Genomic DNA, 19865 nt, shown 5'->3' with positions numbered 1-19865 from the left:
CCGACGATCGCCACCGTCCCTGCGCCCGCCAGAGCGCCGTCCCTGCCGGAAGGGCGGACGATGACCGCCCCCCGCGTCGCGCTGTTCGTCACCTGCCTCGTCGACCTGATCCGCCCGCAGATCGGCTTCGCCGCGATCACCGCGCTGGAAGCCGCGGGTTGCGAGGTGATCGTGCCCGAAGCGCAGACCTGCTGCGGCCAGCCCGCGCTCAATTCGGGCGACCGCAAAACCGCCGAGGACCTCGCCCGCCGCGCCATCGCCGCGCTCGAGCCCTACGATCATGTCGTCATCCCGTCGGGCAGCTGCGCCGCAACGATCCGCGTCCATTATCCCGAGATCCTCGACCATGACGCGACATGGGGACCGCGCGCCACCGCGCTGGCGGCGAAGACGTGGGAGATCATGGCCTATCTCGACGAGGTGCGCGGCTGGAAACCCGAGGGCGTCGCTTTGCCCGCCACCGCCACCTATCACGACAGCTGTTCGGGCCTGCGCGAACTCGGCATCAAGCGCCAGCCGCGCCGCCTGCTCGCGGCGGTCGACGGCCTTGCGCTGACACCGCTCGACGGCGCGGAAACCTGCTGCGGCTTCGGCGGCACCTTCTGCGTCAAATATCCCGCCATTTCGAACGCGATCGTCGCGGAGAAGGCGAGCGCGATCGACGCGACCGGCGCCGACCTGCTGCTCGCGGGCGATCTCGGCTGCCTGATGAACATGGCGGGCAAACTGCACCGCGAGGGATCGCCGGTGCGCGCCTTCCACGCGATCGAGCTGATCGCCGGCATGGGCGACGGCCCCGCGATCGGGGAAGATTCATGAGCTTCGCCGCCCGCGTCGACGAGGCGCTCGCCGACCGCAACCTCAAGCTCGCGGTCGAACGCACCGCCGGCACCGCCGAGGCGAAGCGCACGATCGCGGTCGACGCCTTCCCCGATTTCGACGCCGCGCGCGACCGCGCCGCCGCAATCAAGGACCATGTCGTCGCCAACCTCGGCTTCTACCTCGAACGGTTCGAGGCGAACGCCACCGCCGCCGGTGCGACGGTGCATTGGGCGCGCACCGCGCAGGAGGCGTGCGACATCGTCATACGACTGTGCACGGCGGCGGGGGCGAAGAGCGTCGCGCGCTCCAAGTCGATGCTCGGCGAAGAGATCGGCCTGCCCCATGCGCTCGCCGAGGCGGGGATCGGCCGGATCGAGACCGACCTTGCCGAACATATCATCCAGCTGAGCGGCGAGCGTCCGTCGCACATCATCTGGCCGGCGATGCACAAGACGCGCGAACAGGTGTCGGCGCTGTTCAAGGCGAGCCATCGCGCGCCGCACGAGGAGGAGACCATCGCCGCGATGGCGGAAAGCGCGCGGCGCCACCTGCGCGAGGGCATGCTCGCCGCCGATGTCGGCATCTCCGGCGCCAACTTCCTCGTCGCCGATACCGGCGCGGTCTGCACCGTCACCAACGAGGGCAATGCCGAGCTGTCGCTGGTGCCGCCGCGCATGCATATCGTCACCGCGGGGATCGAGAAGATCGTCCCCTCGACCGGCCATGCCGTCCATATGCTGCGCATGCTGTCGCGATCGGCGACCGGCGCGCCGCTGAGCCAGTATACCACCTTCTACACCGGCCCGAAGCGCGCGGGCGACCGCGACGGGCCGGAAGAGATGCACATCGTGCTGGTCGACAACGGCCGCACGACGATGCGCGAGGAGGGGCTGGCCGAGATGCTGCGCTGCATCCGCTGCGGCGCCTGCATGAACCATTGCGTCGTGTTCCGGCAGATCGGCGGCCACGCCTATGGCGGCACCTATCCCGGCCCGATGGGCGCGGTGCTCACCCCCGCGTTCGACGGGCTGAAACAGTCGCGCGACCTGCCCAACGCCTGTACGCTCAACGGCAAATGCCAGGAGGTCTGCCCGGTGCGCATCCCGCTGCCGACGCTGCTGCGCGGCTGGCGCGAGAAGAGCTGGCGCGAGGGGCTGGAGCCCGCCTCGCTGCGATCGGGCCTCGGCGCCTGGGCGTGGTTCGCGCGCCGGCCGCGGCTGTACCGCGCCGCGACCGCCGCGGCGCTCCGGTCGATGCGGATGATGGGGCGGACCGGCTGGCTGACCCGGCTGCCGCTCGCCGGCGGCTGGACCAGGTACCGCGACATGCCCAGACCCGCCGCGGAGAGCTTCATGGCGCAATATCGCAAGGGGCGTCGCTCATGACCGCGCGCGAGGCGATCCTCGCCCGGCTCGGCGGCACCGCCACGCCCGCGGCGATCGACGGCACCGCGGCGACGCTGCTGGTCGCGCCCGAACGCCCGCCGGTCGACCCGGCCGCGCTGGAGGAGACGTTTCTCGCCCGGCTGACGCTGCCGAGCGTCGCCGCGACCGTCGACCGCATCGCCGACATGGCGGAACTGCCCGCGGCGATCGCCCGCTATTGCGCCGGTCAGGGCCTCGCGCAGACGCTCTGCGTGCCGCCCGATCCGCGCCTGTCCGGCTGCGACTGGACCGGCTTCACGCTGCACGACAGCGCCGCACCCGACGAGCCGGCCGCGCTCGCCATCGCGCGCTGCGGGGTCGCCGAGACCGGCAGCCTCGTCTTCGAGACCGCACCGGACGCGCCGATGCTGCCCAATTTCCTTGCGCTCCATCATATCGTCGTGGTGCCGGCGGTGGTGGCGTATCTGGAGGATGCGATGCTCGCCGGCCGCCACCCGCGCGCGCATTACTGGGTCACCGGCGTGTCGGGCACGACCGATATCGAGGGCACCTATGTGCGCGGCGCGCACGGGCCCCGCTTCCTCCACGTCATCCGTCTGGCCTGACGGACGCTGCCGTTCCGCCCGTTTGTACGTTATCGGTTGCGGTTACGGCCGATTCGGGCAACGCGGAACGGCCGTCTGGGAGAGACCGTGAAGTGACCACCACCGCCATTGTGCGCCGGCCCGCCGCCGAGGATGCGCCCGAGGAAAGCCGCGCCGCCAAGGCCGGCACGCAGACGCTGGATCGCGGGCTCGACCTGCTCGAGCTCGCCGTGCAGGAGCCGGCGACCGTCATCCAGCTGGCGGAGCGCAGCGGCCTGTCGCGCGCCATCGCCTATCGCCTCGTCGGGTCGCTCGCCTCGCGCGGGTTCCTCGCGATGGGGCCGAACAACCAGGTCCGCGGCGGCCGCCTGCTGCTGCGCCTGCGCCATCTGGTGCAGGACCAGACCGACCTCGTCGCGCTCGCCCGGCCGCAGCTGGAATGGCTGGCGCAGGAAAGCGGGATGAGCGCGTTCATGGGGCGGCGCGAGGGCGACGAATCGGTGCATATGCTGCGCGTCCCCGGGCGCGAGCGCGTCGCCGTCACCACCCAGCCCGGCACCCGCCGCCGGCTCGGCGAGACCGGGCTCGGCAAGGCCCTGCTGCTCGACGATGGCGAGGGATCGTGGCGCCGCCTGTTCGGGCAGGTCGACGCGCCCCATCGCCGCCCCGACTGGCTGGCGGAAATGACCGCGGCGGCGGCGCGCGGCGTCGTGCTGCAATGCGGCCCCGCCCCCGATCACATCCATTCGGTCGCCGCGCCGGTCCGCGACGCCGCCGGCGGCATCGTCGCCGCGATCAACGTCGCCGCCGCCGCGCCCTATCTGGATGCGGACCGCATGCAGGAGCTGGTGCCCCTGCTGCGCACCGCCGCCGCGGAGATCGGCGCCGCGCTGGGCCGCGAAGGCGCCGCGGGTTGACCGCGTCCGGCGGGATTCCCCGATCATGAACCGCCTGTCCCCCGACGCGGACGACGCGCGGTTCATCCGTCGCGTCCTCTACGTCCTCGTCATCGCCGCGGTGGCGGCGGCGCTGTTCAAGGCGGGCAACCTGCTGATCCTCGCCTTCGGCGCGATGCTGGGCGCGATCGCGATCCATGCGCTCGCCGATTTGTATCGCGACCATCTGCGCGTCCCCGAAAAGGCGTCGCTCGGCCTCGGCATGGCGACCGCCTTCGGCATCGTCGGCTTTCTCGTCTGGCTGTTCGGCGTCCAGTTCCGCGAGCAGGTTAACGTGCTCGTCACGCAGCTGCCGACCCTGCTCGACCAGCTCGCCGCCTGGGCATCGCAAAGCCCGGTCGGCGCCAAGATCGTCGATGCGGTGCAACAGGCCTATGCGGGATCGAAGGTCGCGCAGGACGTCGGCGGCCTCGTCACCGGCGCCGGCGAGCTGCTGCTCAACTGCATCCTGCTGCTGGTCGCCGCGGCTTTCTTCGCCGCCGATCCCGGCATCTACCAGCGCGGCTTCCTGTTCCTGATCCCGCCGACCAAGCGCCCCGCGATCGAGGACGCGCTGTTCGACGTCGGGTCGACGTTGCGGCTGTGGCTGCGTTCGTCGCTGATCCTGATGACCAGCATGGGGGTGCTGATCGGGCTCGGCCTGTGGATATCCGGCGTGCCGTCCGCCGCCGCACTCGGGCTGCTCGCCGGCCTGTCGGAGTTCATTCCCTATATCGGCCCGACCGCGGCGATGGTCCCGGCGCTCGGCCTCGCCGCGACGCAGGGGACGGGGCCGCTGATCGGCACGCTCGTCACCTATGCGCTCGTCCGCCTGATCCAGACCAACTTCATCACCCCCTACGTCCAGGCCCGCGTCATCTCGATCCCGCCGGCGATCACCGTCTTCGCGATCATCGGCATCGGCGTGATCTTCGGCATCTTCGGCCTGTTCTTCTCCGCCGCTTTGCTGGTGGTGATCTTCACGCTCGTGCGCAGCCTGTACCTGCGCGAGGTGCTGGGCGAGGACATCCCGCGCAGCCGCCACCAGACGCTGCTCGGCCCCGACCTGACGCCGCACGATCCGGAGGCGTGATTCGCGGCCCGACTCGCCGGAAACCCTCGATTAAACCCAAATTAACCTTTTGCCTTCAGATGTTCTTTGGTTAATGAATCTCGGCCAGCCGCGAGCAGGGGTGCTTGCGGTCTCGCCAACAGGGGACTTCGCGATGCGGGTGTTGTTGATCGAGGACGAGCCGACCACGGCCAAGGCGATCGAGCTGATGCTCGGGACCGAAGGCTTCAACTGCTACACCACCGACCTCGGCGAAGAGGGTCTCGATCTCGGGAAACTCTACGACTACGACATCATCCTGCTCGACCTCAACCTGCCCGACATGCACGGTTACGACGTCCTCAAGAAACTGCGCGTCGCGCGCGTGTCGACCCCGGTGCTGATCCTGTCGGGGATCAACGAGATGGACAGCAAGGTGCGCAGCTTCGGCTTCGGCGCCGACGATTACGTCACCAAGCCGTTCCACCGCGAGGAACTGATCGCGCGTATCCACGCCGTCGTCCGCCGCTCCAAGGGCCACAGCCAGTCGGTCATCCGCACCGGCAAGCTGGCGGTCAACCTCGATGCCAAGACGGTCGAGGTCGACGGCAGCCGCGTCCACCTGACCGGCAAGGAATATGCGATGCTGGAGCTGCTGTCGCTACGCAAGGGCACGACGCTGACCAAGGAAATGTTCCTCAACCACCTGTACGGCGGGATGGACGAGCCGGAACTCAAGATCATCGACGTCTTCATCTGCAAGCTGCGCAAGAAACTCAGCCTCGCCTGCGAGGGCGAGAATTACATCGAGACCGTCTGGGGCCGCGGCTATGTGCTTCGCGAGCCAGAGGAAATTACCGCGGTCGCCTGATCGCCACACATCTTCCCCGAGTATCGGGAAAGAGGCCGCGACATCGGGGGGTGTCGCGGCCTTTGTTGTGATTCCGCCAGCCGGATCATGCACGTACGTCATTGACGTTTTCTTATGACCATTGTGGACATAAGATCCGGACCCGAGGCAAGGGATACGGATCATGGTCGACCATCGCGCATCGCCCGCGCCTGCGGGCGGGACGGGCATAGCGCACAGCCGGCGCGGCAGCGTGATGGTGATGTTCGCGCTGTTCCTGACCGTGCTGGCCGGTGCGACCTCGTTCGCGCTCGACCTGTCGAACCTCTATCTGGTCCGCCAGGAACGCCAGATGGTCAGCGATCTGGCGGTGCTGGGCGCGACCAGCACGGCCGCGCCGATCGCCGGATCGGTGCCGTCGGCGACCGCGCTGGCGACGGCCCGGGCGATCGTCGCCGCCAACGGCCTCGATGCCGGCGCCACGACCCTGACGGTGACGCCATCGCCGGCGCGCAGCGGGGCACAGGCGCTGAAGGCGACGATCGGCGCGCCGGTGGCGCTGCCGATCGGCCTGCTGTCGCTCGGCAGGCCGCCGACCGTCAACGTCGCCTCCTGGGCCGAACCGTCCGGCACCGGCGCCTGCTTCCGGTCGCAATACGGCCCGACCAACATCTACAACAATGCGGTCGTCACCGCCCCCGCCTGCACGGCCGAGGCCAAGACCTTCTTCTATTCCTGCGGCAAGTCGCAGACCGTGCTCGCCAATGTCGCGACCGGCTATACGCCGCTATCCGAAGCGCCCTATCTCTGTCCGACGGCGAGCCTCCAGCCCAATGCCGCGGGCTTCGATTATAGCGCGACCGTCACCGACACGATCGCCGGCACCGCCCCGGTCACCGGCATGCTGGCCCATCTCGACGCGATGGCGGGCGGCTGGCCCTATGGCACGCGATCCCCGGTGCGGCCGTCGATCCCCGCCGGCACGACGACGAGCCCGTCCTATAGCGGCCAGACCGCCACGATCGCCGCGAACGCGCGTCTCGGGTCGTTGACCGTGTCCAATTCCAGCCTGTCGTTCCAGGGTGGCGGCGCCGATCCGCGATGCACGGCGCCGACCACGATCGCCGCGACGCTGACGCTGAGCGGCACCAATTTGCTGACCTTCGGCTCGGGTTGCTACGTCTTCGGGGCCGCGGTCAATGCGGCGACGGGGTCGACCAGCAGCCTCGCGGTCGCCCCGGGCGCGTCGGTGGTGTTCGTCTTCGCGGGCGGCACGCTGACCGTTGCCAGCGGCGCGACGCTGGTGTTCGGCGATGCTGCCGTCTATGTGAACGGTGGATCGATCGCCAATTACGGCACCCGCCTGTCGTTCGGCAACGGCCCCTTCTACCTGTGGGGCGGCACGATCTACAATGTGCTGGCTACATCGACGCTGACCTTCGGCAACGGGCCCTTCTATTTCTACGGCGGCAGCGTCTCGAACATCGGGACGATGACGCTGGGCAACGGGCCGTTCGACTTCCAGGGCGGTTCGCTCGCGCTTATTTCGGGATCGACGACCAGTTTCGGGGTCGGCGACATGAGCTTCTACGGCGGCACCGTGATCGCGGGGGGCAAGTCGGTCACCTTCGGCGCGGGGGGATCGGCGACCACCGGGTCCGGCACGGTCGCGATGCATGGCGGGTCGTTCGCGTTGACGGCGGATTCGCTGACCGCGATCGGCACCAGCTTCGGCTTCAAGGGCGGCACGCTCAGCCTGCTCGGGATCGGCACGATCAAGGCGACCGCGCCGACCGACGCCAACCCGAGGCTCGGCTATCGCAACCTGCTGTTCGCGGTGTGGGGCGGCGCGTTCAACCTGTACCAGTCCGGGGGACAGAGCGATACGATGTCGGGGCTGGTCTATGCGCCGGCCACCAACGCGTCGATCTACGGATCGCAGACGATCACGCCGCCGCCGGGGGGCTGTTTCGGCGTGGTGTCCGGCGTGCTCGACATCTACCAGAATGCAACGATCAATGGCGCGCCCTGTGCCGGCCTGACCGGCAATACCGCCGGGCGCGCGGTGCTGGTGCAATGACGACGCCGCGTGCCACGTCCTCCATGCGGCTGGCGGCCGACCGCCGGGGCGTCGCGCTGATCGAATTCGCGCTGGTGCTGCCGCCGCTGCTGCTGCTCGTCGCGCTGATCGTCGATATCGGCTTTGCCTATAACGCCCGCCTCAACACGCTGCGCGGCGTCAGCGCCGGCGCGATGTACGCCTTCGAGAATGGCGGCGACGTCGATGCCGACAGCGCGGAGGCGTTCCGCCAGACGATCGCCACCATCGTCCAGCAGGGCGCGGGCGCGACCGCGCCGACCGTGACGGTGCTGGTCAACAACGTCGCCGGGCCGGGCGCCGCCGACGGTTATTACTGCACCAGCGGCACCCCGACCCAATGGCGCTCGACCGGCATGACGCGCAGCGCCTGCGGGGACGGCACGATGTCGGCCAAGTTCGTGACCATCCGCACCACGGGGACGCCCGTCGCGATCATCCCCGTCGCCGCGATCGGCGCGCGCCTGTTCCCGCTGACCGAAACCGTAGTGGTGCGGGCGAAATGATCCGCTGCCTGTCGCGTGACATCAAAGGAGCGACCATCGTCGAATTCGCGCTGGTCGCGCCGGTCTTCTGCGCGATCGCGCTGATGATCGTGCAGGCGGGGATCGCATTCCAGCGCTGGAATGCGATGCAGTCCACCGCGCATACCGTCGCCCGCTGCCTCGCGATCGCCTCGCCGCGCTGCACGGTCCCGGCGTCGGGCAGCGGCGTCGATCACGCCATCGCCTATACGCTGCAGGTCGCCGCCGCCAACGGGATCGGCATGGTGACCGCCGACCGGGTGCGGACCGAAACGACGGCACCGATCGGCGGCCTGATCTACAAGCAGGTGTCGATCACGCTGCCCGTCTCGATCCTCGGCATCGGCTTCACCCTGCAGGCCAGCGACCGCTTTCCGCAGGTCTAGGGTCGATCGACATTCAGCCCTGACGGCCTGCAAACGGCGGTTTCGCGCGCTTCCGGTGCTCACGTACCGAAAGTACGCTGCGCTCCGGGTCACGCAAAACCACCGTTTTCGGCACGTCATCATCTGAATGGCCATCGGCCCTAGAAAGGGTCCCGCGCCGGTTCGAACACCGACCAGCCGGTGCGCTGCACCAGCCGCTCGAGCGCCAGCGTGCCGAGCTGCGAATTGCCGCGGGCGTTCAGGCCGGGCGACCAGACCGCGATGCTCGCCCGTCCCGGCACCACCGCGAGGATGCCGCCGCCCACCCCGGATTTGCCCGGCAGGCCGACGCGGAAGGCAAATTCGCCCGAGCCGTCGTAATGGCCGCAGGTCAGCATCAGCGCATTGATCCGCCGCGCCCGCTGCGCCGACACGATCCGCCGCCCGGTCGTCGGCAGCATGCCGTCGGCCATCAGATAGCGGCCGGCGAGCGCCAGCTGGCGACAGCTCATCGCCAGCGCGCATTGGTGGAAATAGACGCCCAGCGTCCGTTCGACGTCATGCCGGATATTGTCGAACGATCGCATGTAGCTCGCCAGCGCGCGGTTGCGATCACCGGTCGCCAGCTCCGCCTCCGCCACCGCGCGGTCGATGACGATATCCTCGTCGTCGGTCAGCATCCGGACGAAGCGCAGGATCTCGCCGATCGCTTCGCGCGGCTGGTGCTGGCCGAGCAGCACGTCGGCGACGACGATCGCACCCGCGTTGATGAACGGATTGCGCGGGATGCCGTGTTCGAATTCGAGCTGGACGATCGAATTGAACGCGCTGCCCGACGGCTCGCGCCCGACGCGTTGCCACAATTGGTCGCCGACATGGCCCAGTGCCAGCGTCAGCGCGAACACCTTGCTGATCGACTGGATGGAAAACGCCTCCTCGGCATCCCCGGCCAGATGGCAGCTGCCGTCGGCCTCGATCACCGCCATGCCGAACCGGGCGGGATCGACGCAGGCAAGCGGCGGGATGTAATCCGCCGGCGTGCCGCGATCGGGCGCCGCGGCCATTTCCGCGGCGATCTCGGCGACGATCGCGGAAAGGTCTATTTCCGCTCCCACACCTTCTCGCCTCCGACCCACGTCTCCTGCACCTTGGTTGCGCGCAGGTCGGCGGGCGAGGCGAGCAACGGATCGCGATCGACGACGATGAAATCGGCGCGCAGCCCCGGTGCGAGGCGGCCGATGCGATCCTCGGCAAAGCCGGCATAGGCCGCGCCGCCGGTGAACGCCCACCACGCCTGTTCGCGCGTCACCGCCTCTTCGGGGCGCCAGCCGCCGAACGGCTGGCCGTCGGCGTCCTGACGGGTGAAGGCCGCGGCCCAGCCCGCCCAGGGATCGGGCTTCTCGACCGGAAAGTCGGACCCGAACGCGAGCTTCGCGCCATTCTTAAGCATCGACGCCCAGGCATAGGCCCCCGCCAGCCGCTGCGGCCCGAGCCGCGCCTCCGCCATCACGCGGTCGCCGGTCTGGTGCGTCGGCTGCATCGAGGCGATCGTGCCGTATTTGCCGAAGCGCGGGAGGTCGACGGGGTCGACGATCTGCGCATGTTCGATCCGCCAGCGCCGGTCGCCCTTGTAGGTCTGCGCCATCTCCTCGATCGAATCGAGCGCCTCGGCATTGGCGCGGTCGCCGATCGCGTGCACCGCGACCTGATAGCCGTCCATCGCCGCCCGGCTCATCAGGTTGCGCATCACGGTATCGTTCATGAAGCCCGCGCCCGACTGGCCGGGGGCGTCGGCATAAGGCGCCTTCAACCACGCGCCGCGCGAGCCCAGCGCGCCGTCGGCGTACAGCTTGACCCCGACCAGCTTCAACCGGTCGTTATACAGCCACGGCGACGGACCGACCGCGCCGATCTGCACCGTCGTGTCGACCCCCGCGCCATAGCTCATGATCCGCACGCGCAGGCCGCCCGCATCGCCGATCCGGCGATAGGTCAGCCAGTCGTCGATGCTCGTCCCCATGTCGGCGGTGGCGGTGATGCCATAGCTCAGCAGGATCGCCTGAGCCTTCAGGAAGGCGGCGTTGCGGTCCTTGCCGAGCGGCTGCGGCACGACCCGGGCGACGAGACCCTGCGCCGCATCGACGAACACGCCAGCGGGCAGCCCGCCCGCGCCCTTCTCGATCCGCCCGCCGGGCGGCGACACGCTCTTCGCGGTGACGCCGGCCGCCTTGAGCGCGGCGCTGTTGCCCCAGCTTGCATGGCCGTCCGCACGCGACAGCCAGACGGGGCGGTTCCCGACCGCGGCGTCGAGGTCGGCGGCGGTAGGGAACCGGCCGAGTCCCCACGCCTCCTGATTCCAGCCGCCGCCGATGATCCAGGATTTATCCGGATTGGCCTGCGCATAGGCCGCGATCTTCGCCTGCGCCTCGGCGAGGCTTTTCGTGTCGGAGAGGTCGAGCTCCAGCGCGCGGAAACCGAGTTCCATCACATGGCCATGCGCGTCGATCATGCCGGGCAGCAGCGTCCGCCCCTTGAGATCGGCCCGCCAGTCGAGCTTCTCCGGCCGTTTGTCCTTGGCCGACAACAGCTTGCTCACCTTGCCATCGGGCGTCACCAGCAGCGCCTGGAACCGGACGACCTTGCCGTCCTTGTCGAGGGTCATGCCGTTGACGTTGTCGACGATGCCGTCGGCGGATGCCGTGACGGGCAGCATCGTGCCGGTCAGCGTCGTCATCGCCAGTGCGATCGCGGTCGTCGTGAAAGCCGTTCTTGCCATAGCCGCCCGCATAAGCGGTGTTCCCCCGTCGCACCAGATGGTCTAGCGGCTGGCCATGGCCACCAAACACGCCGCAGCATCCTCCGCCATCCCCGTCACCATCGACGACGTCCGCGCCGCCCATGCGCGCATCCGCGACGCGATCGTGCGCACGCCGACCCTCGTCAGCAAGACGCTGAGCGACATGACCGGCGCGACGGTGTATCTGAAGTTCGAAAACCTGCAGTTCACCGCCGCCTATAAAGAGCGCGGCGCGCTCAACACGCTGCTGCAGCTGTCGCCCGAGGCGCGCGCCAAGGGCGTGATCGCCGCATCGGCGGGCAATCATGCGCAGGGCCTCGCCTATCATGCCAACCGGCTCGGCATCCCTGCGACGATCGTCATGCCGCGCACCACGCCGACGGTGAAGGTGACGCAGACCGAAGGCCACAAGGCGAAGGTGGTGCTGGAAGGCGAGACGTTCGACGCCGCCTATGCCCATGCCCGCGTGCTGGAGGCCGAGTGCGGCTATACCTTCGTCCATCCGTTCGACGATCCGCGCGTCATTGCCGGACAGGGCACCGCGGCGATCGAGATGCTGGAGGACGTGCCCGGCCTCGACACGCTGCTGATCCCGATCGGCGGCGGCGGCCTGATCTCCGGCACCGCCGTCGTCGCGCGCGCGGCGGATCATCCGATCGAGATCGTCGGCGTGCAGGCCGAGCTGTTCCCGTCGATGTACAACCGGATCCGGGGCACCAACCTGCCCTGCGCCGGCGATACGCTGGCGGAGGGGATCGCGGTCAAGGAGCCGGGCGGGATCACCAGCGGCATCATCGCCGATCTGGTCGACGACATCGTGCTGGTCGGCGAACGCAACCTCGAGGAAGCGGTCAGCCTGCTGCTCCAGATCGAGAAGACGGTGGTTGAGGGCGCAGGAGCCGCCGGCCTCGCCGCGTTGATGGCCTATCCGGAGCGATTCCGGGGTCGTACCGTCGGCATCGTGCTGTGCGGCGGCAATATCGACACGCGGCTGCTCGCCAACGTGCTGCTGCGCGACCTTGCCCGTTCCGGCCGCCTCGCGCGGCTGCGCGTGCGGCTGCGCGACCAGCCCGGCGCCCTGTTCAACGTCGCGCGGATATTCGACCAGCAGCGCGTCAACATCATCGAAATCTATCACCAGCGCATTTTCACCTCGCTGCCGGCGAAGGGGCTGGTCACCGATATCGAATGCGAGGCGCGCGATCGCGATCACCTCAACCGGCTGATCGCCGCGCTGCGCGATGGCGGCTACGAGACCAGCATGGTCGAGCAGGCGTAAACCACGGCGCGTCTACGGGAACGCCCGAACGAAAACGGGGGCCACGCTTGCGCGCAGCCCCCGTTCGAAACGATGTCAGAACAGCTTAGTTGCTGTCCGAGTCACCGTCCTGCACGATCGCGACGACGCCGATGGCGACGACGCCAGCAGCGATCAGCGCGGCCAGCAGGCCACCGCCGGCGAGGTTGTTCTTCTTGGCCGACGGTGCGCTCGCGCGAACCGACTTGGCCACCGACAGCGACGCCGCCGGGTTGGCAGGCGCTGCGAACGCCGGCGTAGCCGCCAGCGGCGCAACGGTCATAGCGAGCGCAGCAATGGAACCTGCGATTTTCTTCATATACAATTCCCACCTAATTGGACTGCGGAAACGTTCTTTTCGACCATTTGTTCCTGCAATGCAACATCGTCCCGATTCGGGGCCATGACCGCACCGATCAACATCCCATGCACGAGATTAACTCTCTTTGGCCGGAATGCCGCTTTTCAGACCGCATCCGCTTATTCATATGTCGCTGGCGCCGCGTCGCGGATCGCCCCTGTTTCTGGAGGACTGCCGGCGGTGACCGCGCCATTTCGTTTCCCGCGCTTCTTCGTCACCACGCCCGCCCCCTGCCCCTATCTGCCCGGGCGGCAGGAGCGGAAGGTGTTCACCGAACTCAGCGGCCCGCATGCGACCGAGCTCAACGACGCGCTCGGGCGGATCGGGTTCCGCCGGTCGCAGGGCGTCGCCTATCGCCCGTCCTGCGCGGGCTGCGCCGCCTGCGTGTCGGTGCGCGTCGTCACCCAGCAGTTCGCCCCCAATGCGACGCAGCGCAAACTGCTCCGCCGCAACGACGACCTCGAGGTCACCGCCTGCCGCCCCTGGGCGACGGACGAACAGTTCCAGCTGCTCCGCCGCTATCTGGCGGCGCGTCACCCCGGCGGTGGCATGGCGGGGATGGACGAGGACGATTACGCCGACATGGTCGAGCATTCGCCGGTCGATTCGATGATCCTCGAATATCGCACCCGGTCGACCGACGGCGGGCGCGGGCGGCTGGTCGGTGCCTGCCTGACCGATCGTCAGGCGGACGGGCTGTCGATGATCTACAGCTTCTTCGCCCCCGACGACGATGGCGGCGCCGACGCACGGCCCGGATTGGGCAACGTCATCATCATGGATCACATCACCCGCGCCCGCGCCGCCGGCCTGCCCTATGTCTATCTCGGCTATTGGGTGAAGGGGTCGGCACGGATGGCGTACAAGACCCGTTATCGGCCGCTGGAAGTGCTCGGCCCGAGCGGCTGGCGCCCCTTCGTCGAGGATGAGGACGCGCCGGCGCCGGCGATCCGCCGGGTCGAACTCACGGCCTGAACCGGCTCAGGTCGGATCGGTTTCCTCGCCGATCGTCGCGCCGTCGGTGACGATCGTCCGCGGCGCCTCCGCCCCCAGATGGACGCGCACGCCCGACACCATCGTCATCCGCGCAGGGCGGACGGCAACCGCGGTCGGCGCGTCGGCGCTGGCGGCCACTGGCGTCATTTTGCCGCGGTGGACGTTGACCCCGCCATCGGCGCTGCTGTCGCGATAGAGCGCGGCGGTCTGCACGGCGGAATCGCCGGGCGCAAACGTTGCCGCACCGGGTTCGACCCCGGCATAAGCGGCGCGGAAGCTCAGCGCCCCCTCCATCGCGCCACGCCAGCGATAGAAGATATGCGCGCCGACCGACCCGATCCGCGCGAGGCTGGACGCCCACCACGGCAGGATCGCGCTGGTGTGATAGAAGGTCGCGCCACCGACCGGCGCATAGACGCTGCCCGCCAGCGCCGCCTGCGCGACCAGCTGCGCGCGCGCCCATGAGGCCGGATCGCGGCGATAGGCCATCGACCCGTCGCAGGTGAAGGAGAACTGGCAGCCGGTACGGCGGTTCGAACCCTGGAAGACGACGCCGCAGACGCTGTGCGGGAAGGCGCGATCGCGCACGCGATTGAGCACGACCTGCGCCACCGCGCGCTGTCCGTCCACCGATTCCGACCGTGCCTCGTAATAGACCGCCGCGGTCAGGCATTCGGTCGCGCGTTCGGCATCGCTCTGGCTTTGCATCTGCGCGAGAAACGGCGGCGCCGCGGCGGCGAGCGCCGGTGCGGCATCGTCGTCGACCTTGGCGCGCAGCGAGGCCGGCAGACCGGCGAGCCCCGGCAGGTCGCCGGGAACGTCGAGCGCGAGGTCGCGGAGCAGCTGGCGCGGCGTCGGCGGGGGCACGGCCTGCCCCACGCGGGTCGCCTGCCCGCGCGGCGGAACGCAGGACGATGCGGCGAACAGCGCCGCCGCAAGGGCCACCTGCCCTGAAGAGGAAATACGAAGCCGCCCCACGCTATGCGGCGTAGCGGGGGCGGCTTATGATAGGGTTAATGCTCGGGTGGCGTCACCCCGGACCGGGCCGGGGTGACGGCCGGAGGTTATGCCAGGGTGCGGACGTTCGGCTCGCGGTCCCAATAGCGCTGCTTCGCCGCCTCGACGAAGCCCTTGAGGTCGGTAACCCCTTCGTCCGGCTCGACGCCCGCCTTGTCGAGCAGCGGCTTGGCGGCGGCATTGTGGCCGATCGCCTTGAGGTGACCGAAGGCGTCCATGACCCATTGGACCGCAGCGCCCTCCTTCACCAGCTTCGCACAGGCCTCCTTCGACAGGATCACCGCACAGGCATCGACGGTGACCGAGGGCTGGCCGAACAATTGTGCGTCCGCCGCGACCGACGACCCGTCCGACAGCGGCACCTTGCCGACCTTGGGCGCGATCGTCAGCGGGGTGCCGCCGGCGGCCTTTACCGCGTCCTTCACCGCATTGAGTTCACCGGCGTCGGTGCCGTCGGCGAACAGGATGCCGACGGTGCGACCCTCGAGCATGTGCTTCTCCAGAGGCCCGCGGATGATCCGCAGCGCGGGTGACGGGTCCATGTCGAGCACCGGTGCGGCGGTCGGCGACGCCGCGGGCAGGTCCATCGCCAGCCCGTCGGCGACGCGCTGCGCCAGCGTTTCATCGACGTTGCGCAGGTTCGCCATCACCGCGACGCGGATGTGTTCGAGGCTGACCTTGGACAGTTCGAACACGAGGGCGGACGCGATATGCGCCTGCTCCGCCGGGTCCATCGAGCGGAAGAACAGCCGCGCCTGGCTGTAGTGATCGGCGAAGCTTTCGGGGCGGATGCGCAGCTTCTGGCCCTGCTCCTCGGACGGGAAGGTCTTGTAGCCGCCCTCCGGATCCTCGCGCGCGCCAGCCTCTTCGCCCGCTTTGGCGAGGCTGTTCGGTTCGTAATTGGCGCGGCCCTTGGGCACCGCCATCTGCATATGGCCGTCGCGCTGCTGGTTCAGGAACGGACAGCCCGCCGCTGCGGCGCGACCCTTGGCGGCGTTGATCGGCAGCTGGTGGAAGTTGACCGAGCCGAGGCGCGACAGCTGCGTGTCGGTGTAGCTGAACAGCCGGCCCTGCAGCAGCGGATCGTTGGAGAAGCCGATGCCGGGAACGACATGGCTCGGCACGAACGCTGCCTGTTCGGTTTCCGCGAAGAAATTGTCGGGATAGCGATCGAGCACCATCCGCCCGACGATCTTCACCGGCAGCACTTCCTCGGGGATGATCTTGGTCGCGTCGAGCACGTCATAGGGCTGGCTGTTGGCGAAGTCCTCGTCGAACAGCTGGACGCCCAGCTCCCAGGTCGGGAAGTCGCCGCGATCGATGCTCTCGAACAGGTTGCGGCGCTGGAAGTCGGGATCGGCGCCGGCGATCTTGACCGTCTCGTCCCAGATCGTCGAGGCGAGGCCCGCCTTCGGCTTCCAGTGGAACTTGACGAAGGTACTCTTCCCCTCCTTGTTGATGAAGCGGAAGGTGTGGACGCCAAACCCTTCCATATTGGCGAAGGTGCGCGGCAGCGTGCGGTCCGACATCGCCCACATAATCATGTGCGTCGATTCCGGCATCAGGCTGATGAAGTCCCAGAAGGTGTCGTGCGCGGTCGCCGCCTGCGGATAGCCGCGGTCGGCCTCCATCTTGGCGGCATGGATCAGGTCGGGGAACTTGATCGCATCCTGGATGAAGAACACCGGGATGTTGTTGCCGACGAGATCCCAATTGCCCTGCCGCGTGTAGAATTTGACCGCGAAGCCGCGCACGTCGCGCGGCGTGTCGACCGAGCCCGCGCCGCCGGCGACGGTCGAGAAGCGGGTGAACACCTCGGTCCGCTGCCCCTTCTTCTGGAACAGGTCGGCGACGGTGATATCGGCGAGGCTCTCGGTGCATTCGAAATAGCCGTGCGCGGCCGAGCCGCGGGCGTGGACGATCCGCTCCGGGATGCGCTCGTGATCGAAATGGTTGATCTTCTCGCGATAGATCTCGTCCTCGAGCAGGACGGGGCCGCGCGCACCCGCCTTGAGCTGGTTCTGGTTGTCCGCGATCGGCGTGCCGTGGTTGGTGGTCAGCACCGGGTGATCGGCGTCGGTGACCTGATGCGTCTCGCCGCCGTTGCCGGCGTTCAGGGCTTTGGTATCGGTCATGGGGGTACTCGCGTCGGAGGATGCTTACCCCCCTCAACGATCCGGTACGACGGCAGTGCCTTGGCGAACCAAGTTTAGTTTTCCGGCTATTGCGCCGCCGACACCTTTACCGCGACGTCCATCTCCTCCTCGCCCTCGCCGAGGCGCGATCCGGCGACCGGGGCGGCGCCCGAGGCGTCGAGCGCGGCGGCGACGCGCACGCTCTCCTCCTGCGGCGAACGGCCGGTGCAGGGATCGAAGCCGACCCAGCCGAGCCCGTCGACATGCGCCTCCGCCCAGCCGTGCGGCGTCGGCCGCAGCGATCCCTCGACGATGCTGTACCCCGACACGTAGCGCGCCGGGATGCCGAGCGAGCGCGACGCGACCACGAACATCTGCGCCAGATCGCGCGACGTCGCGGTCGGCTTCAGAAACGCGTCCGCGGCGCTGAGGCCCGGTTCGGGGCGGACCCGGTCGAGCCCGAAACGGCCGTTGAACGCCCGGTTGAGCCGGTGCAGCATGCCGATCGGGCCGGTCGCGCCGGCGCTCGCCTCGACCGCGAAGGCGGCGATGGCGGGATCGCGCGGCGTCGCCTCGGTCGCGCGCAGGAACACCGCGGGCGGCAGCACCTCGGCGACGCCGCGGACGACGCCGTCGGAATGGCTGGTCAGTACCTCGCCGCGCACCGCGATCTCGATATCGGCGATCGGCCCCTCGCAATAGAGCATCGTCACCGCATTCCCGAAACCGTCGCGCCCGCGCCGCATCGTCGCGTCGCAATCGACGTCGATCCGCCAGCGCGCGACCGTCTGGTCGTGGCTTGCCTCCGGCGTCATGCGCAGCATCTGTACCAGCCGGCTCTGCGGCTCGCTGAACCGATAGACGGTGCGGTGATCGATCGAGAGTCTCATGCGAAGGACTGGCGCATCAGCCGAACCTGAACTGGCGACCGATCGCCTCGTGCAGTTGGCCGTTTTCGCGGATGAACGCCTGCAGATACTGGTGCAGGCCGCTGGCGATCACCTCGCCCGACCGCGTCTTGCCAAGCCGCGCGGCGCGCATCCGCGCCATCCGGTCCGCCTCGCCATGGCTGCCGGTGCGCTCGGCGAGCAGGCCGAGGATGTCGACCGTGATCTCCGCCGAGGCGACGAGGCTGCGCGGCAGTTCGCGGCTGGCGATCAGCAGGTCGATGACGTTCGCCGGGGTCAGCCCGTCCGAATAGAGCCAGCGATAGGCGGTCACCGCCGAGACGACCTGCAGGATCGTCGTCCACTGGTCGCGATCGACGACGCCGCCGACCACTTCCCCCTCGGGCAGCAGGATATGGTATTTGACGTCGAGCAGCCGCGCGGTGTTGTCGGCGCGCTCGACCGCCTGCCCCAGGCGGATGAACCAGTGCGACTGGTTGCGCAGCATCTGGTGGACCGCACCCTCGAAGCCGCGCGTCTCGTTCTTGACCGATTCGACGAGGCTGAGCGTCGCCTGCGTGTCGCCGACCTGCCCGCGATTCTCGAACACCAGCCACGCGCGGTTGATCGCGGTCCATGCCTCGCGGCTGAGCGCGGTGCGCACCGCCTTGGCATTGTTGCGCGCGCGGTCGAGACAGCGAATCAGCGAACCGGGATGGCTGGTGTCGACGGTGAGGAAGCGGACCACGTCGGTCTGCGTCATCGCGCCGCCGCTGGCGAGGAAGTCCGCCTCCGTATCGGTGACCGCCAGCGCCGACGACCACGCCACCTCGCCCGCCGGGCGCGACGACATCACGTCGAAGCGCACGGTTGCCTCGATCAGCCGCGCGAAGAAATCGGCGCGTTCGATGTAGCGCCCCAGCCAGTAGAGCGAGGAGGCGGTGCGCGAGAGCATCATGCCCCGAACCCCTGCGACTGCGTCATCCCGCCGATCGTCTGGCTCTGGCTCTGGTTGCGGGGTTCCGCCATCAGCACGAAACTGTCCTTGGTGCCGCCGCCCTGGCTCGAATTGACGACCAGCGACCCCTCCTTCAGCGCGACGCGGGTCAGCCCGCCCGGCACGACCTGCACCCCCTTCGATCCGGTGAGGACGAAGGGGCGGAAATCGACGTGGCGCGGGCTGAGGCCGCTGTCCGCCAGCGTCGGCACCGTCGACAGCGCCAGCGTCGGCTGCGCGATATAGCGATGCGGCTCAGCGATCAGCGCGCGGCGGAAATCCTCGATCTCCTGCCGGCTGGCAGTCGGACCGACCAGCATGCCGTAGCCGCCCGATCCGTCGACGAGCTTCACCACCACCTGATCGAGGTTGTCGAGGACATATTGCAACGCCTGCGGTTCGCGGCAGCGCCACGTCTCCACGTTCGGCAGCTTCGCCTCGCCGCCCGAATAGAAGCGCACGATTTCGGGCATGTAGCTGTAGATCGCCTTGTCGTCGGCGATGCCGTTGCCCGGCGCGTTGATGATCGCGACGTTGCCCGCCGCATAAGCGGCGATGAGGCCGGGGACGCCGAGCATCGAATCGGCACGGAACACCAGCGGGTCGAGATAGTCGTCGTCGACCCGCCGATAGATGACGTCGACCTGCACGCGCCCGGCGATCGTCCGCATCCAGACGCGGTCGTCGTCGACGACGAGGTCGGCCGCCTCGACCAGCTCGATACCCATCGAATCGGCGAGGAAGCTGTGTTCGTAATAGGCCGA

The 19865-nt window shown here is 68.7% G+C and carries 19 protein-coding genes; 11 read left to right on the top strand and 8 right to left on the bottom strand.

Annotation, left to right across the window (positions count from 1 at the left end; genetic code table 11):
• The first annotated feature begins 60 nt into the window (after positions 1 to 60).
• The 9 genes from B2515_RS11890 to B2515_RS11850 all read left to right on the top strand — a co-directional run bounded on the left by B2515_RS11890 (position 61) and on the right by B2515_RS11850 (position 8635).
• The gene (locus tag B2515_RS11890; RefSeq protein WP_293876553.1) at positions 61 to 819 is read left to right on the top strand and encodes a (Fe-S)-binding protein; all 759 of its coding nucleotides are present in this window, start codon (positions 61 to 63) and stop codon (positions 817 to 819) included.
• The gene (locus tag B2515_RS11885) at positions 816 to 2207 is read left to right on the top strand and encodes a lactate utilization protein B (RefSeq protein ID WP_293876551.1); all 1392 of its coding nucleotides are present in this window, start codon (positions 816 to 818) and stop codon (positions 2205 to 2207) included. The genes B2515_RS11890 and B2515_RS11885 overlap by 4 nt, the downstream gene beginning before the upstream one ends.
• Positions 2204 to 2812, top strand: a complete 609-nt coding sequence (locus B2515_RS11880; RefSeq protein WP_293876549.1) for a LutC/YkgG family protein — start codon at positions 2204 to 2206, stop codon at positions 2810 to 2812. Before B2515_RS11885 ends, B2515_RS11880 begins: the two co-directional genes overlap by 4 nt.
• 92 nt (positions 2813 to 2904) lie before the next feature.
• Positions 2905 to 3708: an IclR family transcriptional regulator gene (locus B2515_RS11875; RefSeq protein ID WP_293876547.1), complete on the top strand. Its 804-nt coding sequence runs from the start codon at positions 2905 to 2907 to the stop codon at positions 3706 to 3708.
• 25 nt (positions 3709 to 3733) lie between these two features.
• Positions 3734 to 4819: an AI-2E family transporter gene (locus tag B2515_RS11870; protein ID WP_293876545.1), complete on the top strand. Its 1086-nt coding sequence runs from the start codon at positions 3734 to 3736 to the stop codon at positions 4817 to 4819.
• Between the two features lie 133 nt (positions 4820 to 4952).
• Complete coding sequence (ctrA, locus tag B2515_RS11865) at positions 4953 to 5648, top strand: response regulator transcription factor CtrA (RefSeq protein ID WP_293876543.1); 696 nt, start codon at positions 4953 to 4955, stop codon at positions 5646 to 5648.
• A gap of 163 nt (positions 5649 to 5811) precedes the next feature.
• Positions 5812 to 7707: a pilus assembly protein TadG-related protein gene (locus B2515_RS11860; protein WP_293876541.1), complete on the top strand. Its 1896-nt coding sequence runs from the start codon at positions 5812 to 5814 to the stop codon at positions 7705 to 7707.
• Entirely contained in the window at positions 7704 to 8231 is a 528-nt protein-coding gene (locus tag B2515_RS11855; RefSeq protein ID WP_293876539.1) for a TadE/TadG family type IV pilus assembly protein, read from the top strand. The genes B2515_RS11860 and B2515_RS11855 overlap by 4 nt, the downstream gene beginning before the upstream one ends.
• Positions 8228 to 8635: a TadE/TadG family type IV pilus assembly protein gene (locus tag B2515_RS11850; RefSeq protein WP_293876537.1), complete on the top strand. Its 408-nt coding sequence runs from the start codon at positions 8228 to 8230 to the stop codon at positions 8633 to 8635. Before B2515_RS11855 ends, B2515_RS11850 begins: the two co-directional genes overlap by 4 nt.
• A 140-nt stretch (positions 8636 to 8775) precedes the next feature.
• Here the strand turns inward: B2515_RS11850 and B2515_RS11845 are convergent, their stop codons facing one another.
• Together B2515_RS11845 and B2515_RS11840 are read right to left on the bottom strand one after the other, a co-directional pair.
• Entirely contained in the window at positions 8776 to 9717 is a 942-nt protein-coding gene (locus B2515_RS11845; protein WP_293876820.1) for a glutaminase, read from the bottom strand.
• Complete coding sequence (locus B2515_RS11840; RefSeq protein ID WP_293876818.1) at positions 9714 to 11348, bottom strand: amidohydrolase; 1635 nt, start codon at positions 11346 to 11348, stop codon at positions 9714 to 9716. The genes B2515_RS11845 and B2515_RS11840 overlap by 4 nt, the downstream gene beginning before the upstream one ends.
• Before the next feature lie 97 nt (positions 11349 to 11445).
• Between B2515_RS11840 and B2515_RS11835 the strand changes: the two genes are divergently transcribed.
• Positions 11446 to 12690 carry a threonine ammonia-lyase gene (locus B2515_RS11835; protein WP_293876535.1) on the top strand — a complete coding sequence of 415 codons (1245 nt, stop codon included), beginning with the start codon at positions 11446 to 11448 and terminating at the stop codon, positions 12688 to 12690.
• Positions 12691 to 12775: 85 nt separating this feature from the next.
• Here the strand turns inward: B2515_RS11835 and B2515_RS11830 are convergent, their stop codons facing one another.
• Positions 12776 to 13027 (bottom strand): hypothetical protein, encoded by a 252-nt coding sequence (locus tag B2515_RS11830; protein ID WP_293876534.1) that lies wholly within the window; start codon positions 13025 to 13027, stop codon positions 12776 to 12778.
• A 222-nt stretch (positions 13028 to 13249) separates the two neighbouring features.
• Here B2515_RS11830 and B2515_RS11825 point away from each other — a divergent pair, with 222 nt between their 5' ends.
• A complete protein-coding gene (locus B2515_RS11825) occupies positions 13250 to 14044 on the top strand; it encodes an arginyltransferase (protein ID WP_293876532.1) in 795 nt (264 codons plus the stop codon).
• A gap of 6 nt (positions 14045 to 14050) precedes the next feature.
• On the opposite strand, the gene B2515_RS11820 is transcribed toward B2515_RS11825, so the two are convergent.
• The 5 genes from B2515_RS11820 to B2515_RS11800 form a co-directional block, all read right to left on the bottom strand.
• The gene (locus B2515_RS11820; protein ID WP_293876530.1) at positions 14051 to 15010 is read right to left on the bottom strand and encodes a cell wall hydrolase; all 960 of its coding nucleotides are present in this window, start codon (positions 15008 to 15010) and stop codon (positions 14051 to 14053) included.
• Between the two features lie 119 nt (positions 15011 to 15129).
• Positions 15130 to 17217: a catalase gene (locus B2515_RS11815; RefSeq protein WP_293876528.1), complete on the bottom strand. Its 2088-nt coding sequence runs from the start codon at positions 17215 to 17217 to the stop codon at positions 15130 to 15132.
• An 86-nt stretch (positions 17218 to 17303) separates the two neighbouring features.
• Entirely contained in the window at positions 17304 to 18107 is an 804-nt protein-coding gene (locus tag B2515_RS11810) for a transglutaminase family protein (RefSeq protein WP_293876526.1), read from the bottom strand.
• A gap of 16 nt (positions 18108 to 18123) precedes the next feature.
• Positions 18124 to 19059 carry an alpha-E domain-containing protein gene (locus B2515_RS11805; RefSeq protein WP_293876816.1) on the bottom strand — a complete coding sequence of 312 codons (936 nt, stop codon included), beginning with the start codon at positions 19057 to 19059 and terminating at the stop codon, positions 18124 to 18126.
• Positions 19059 to 19865, bottom strand: an 807-nt coding sequence (locus B2515_RS11800) for a circularly permuted type 2 ATP-grasp protein (RefSeq protein WP_293876524.1), incomplete at its 5' end; no start/stop codon positions are given. The genes B2515_RS11800 and B2515_RS11805, both read right to left, overlap by 1 nt.

Source organism: Sphingomonas sp. UBA978 (assembly GCF_002292295.1).
GTDB lineage: Bacteria > Pseudomonadota > Alphaproteobacteria > Sphingomonadales > Sphingomonadaceae > Sphingomonas.
The sequence above is the reverse complement of the archived record's forward strand: the minus strand, read 5'-3'. Positions and strand labels throughout refer to the sequence as shown.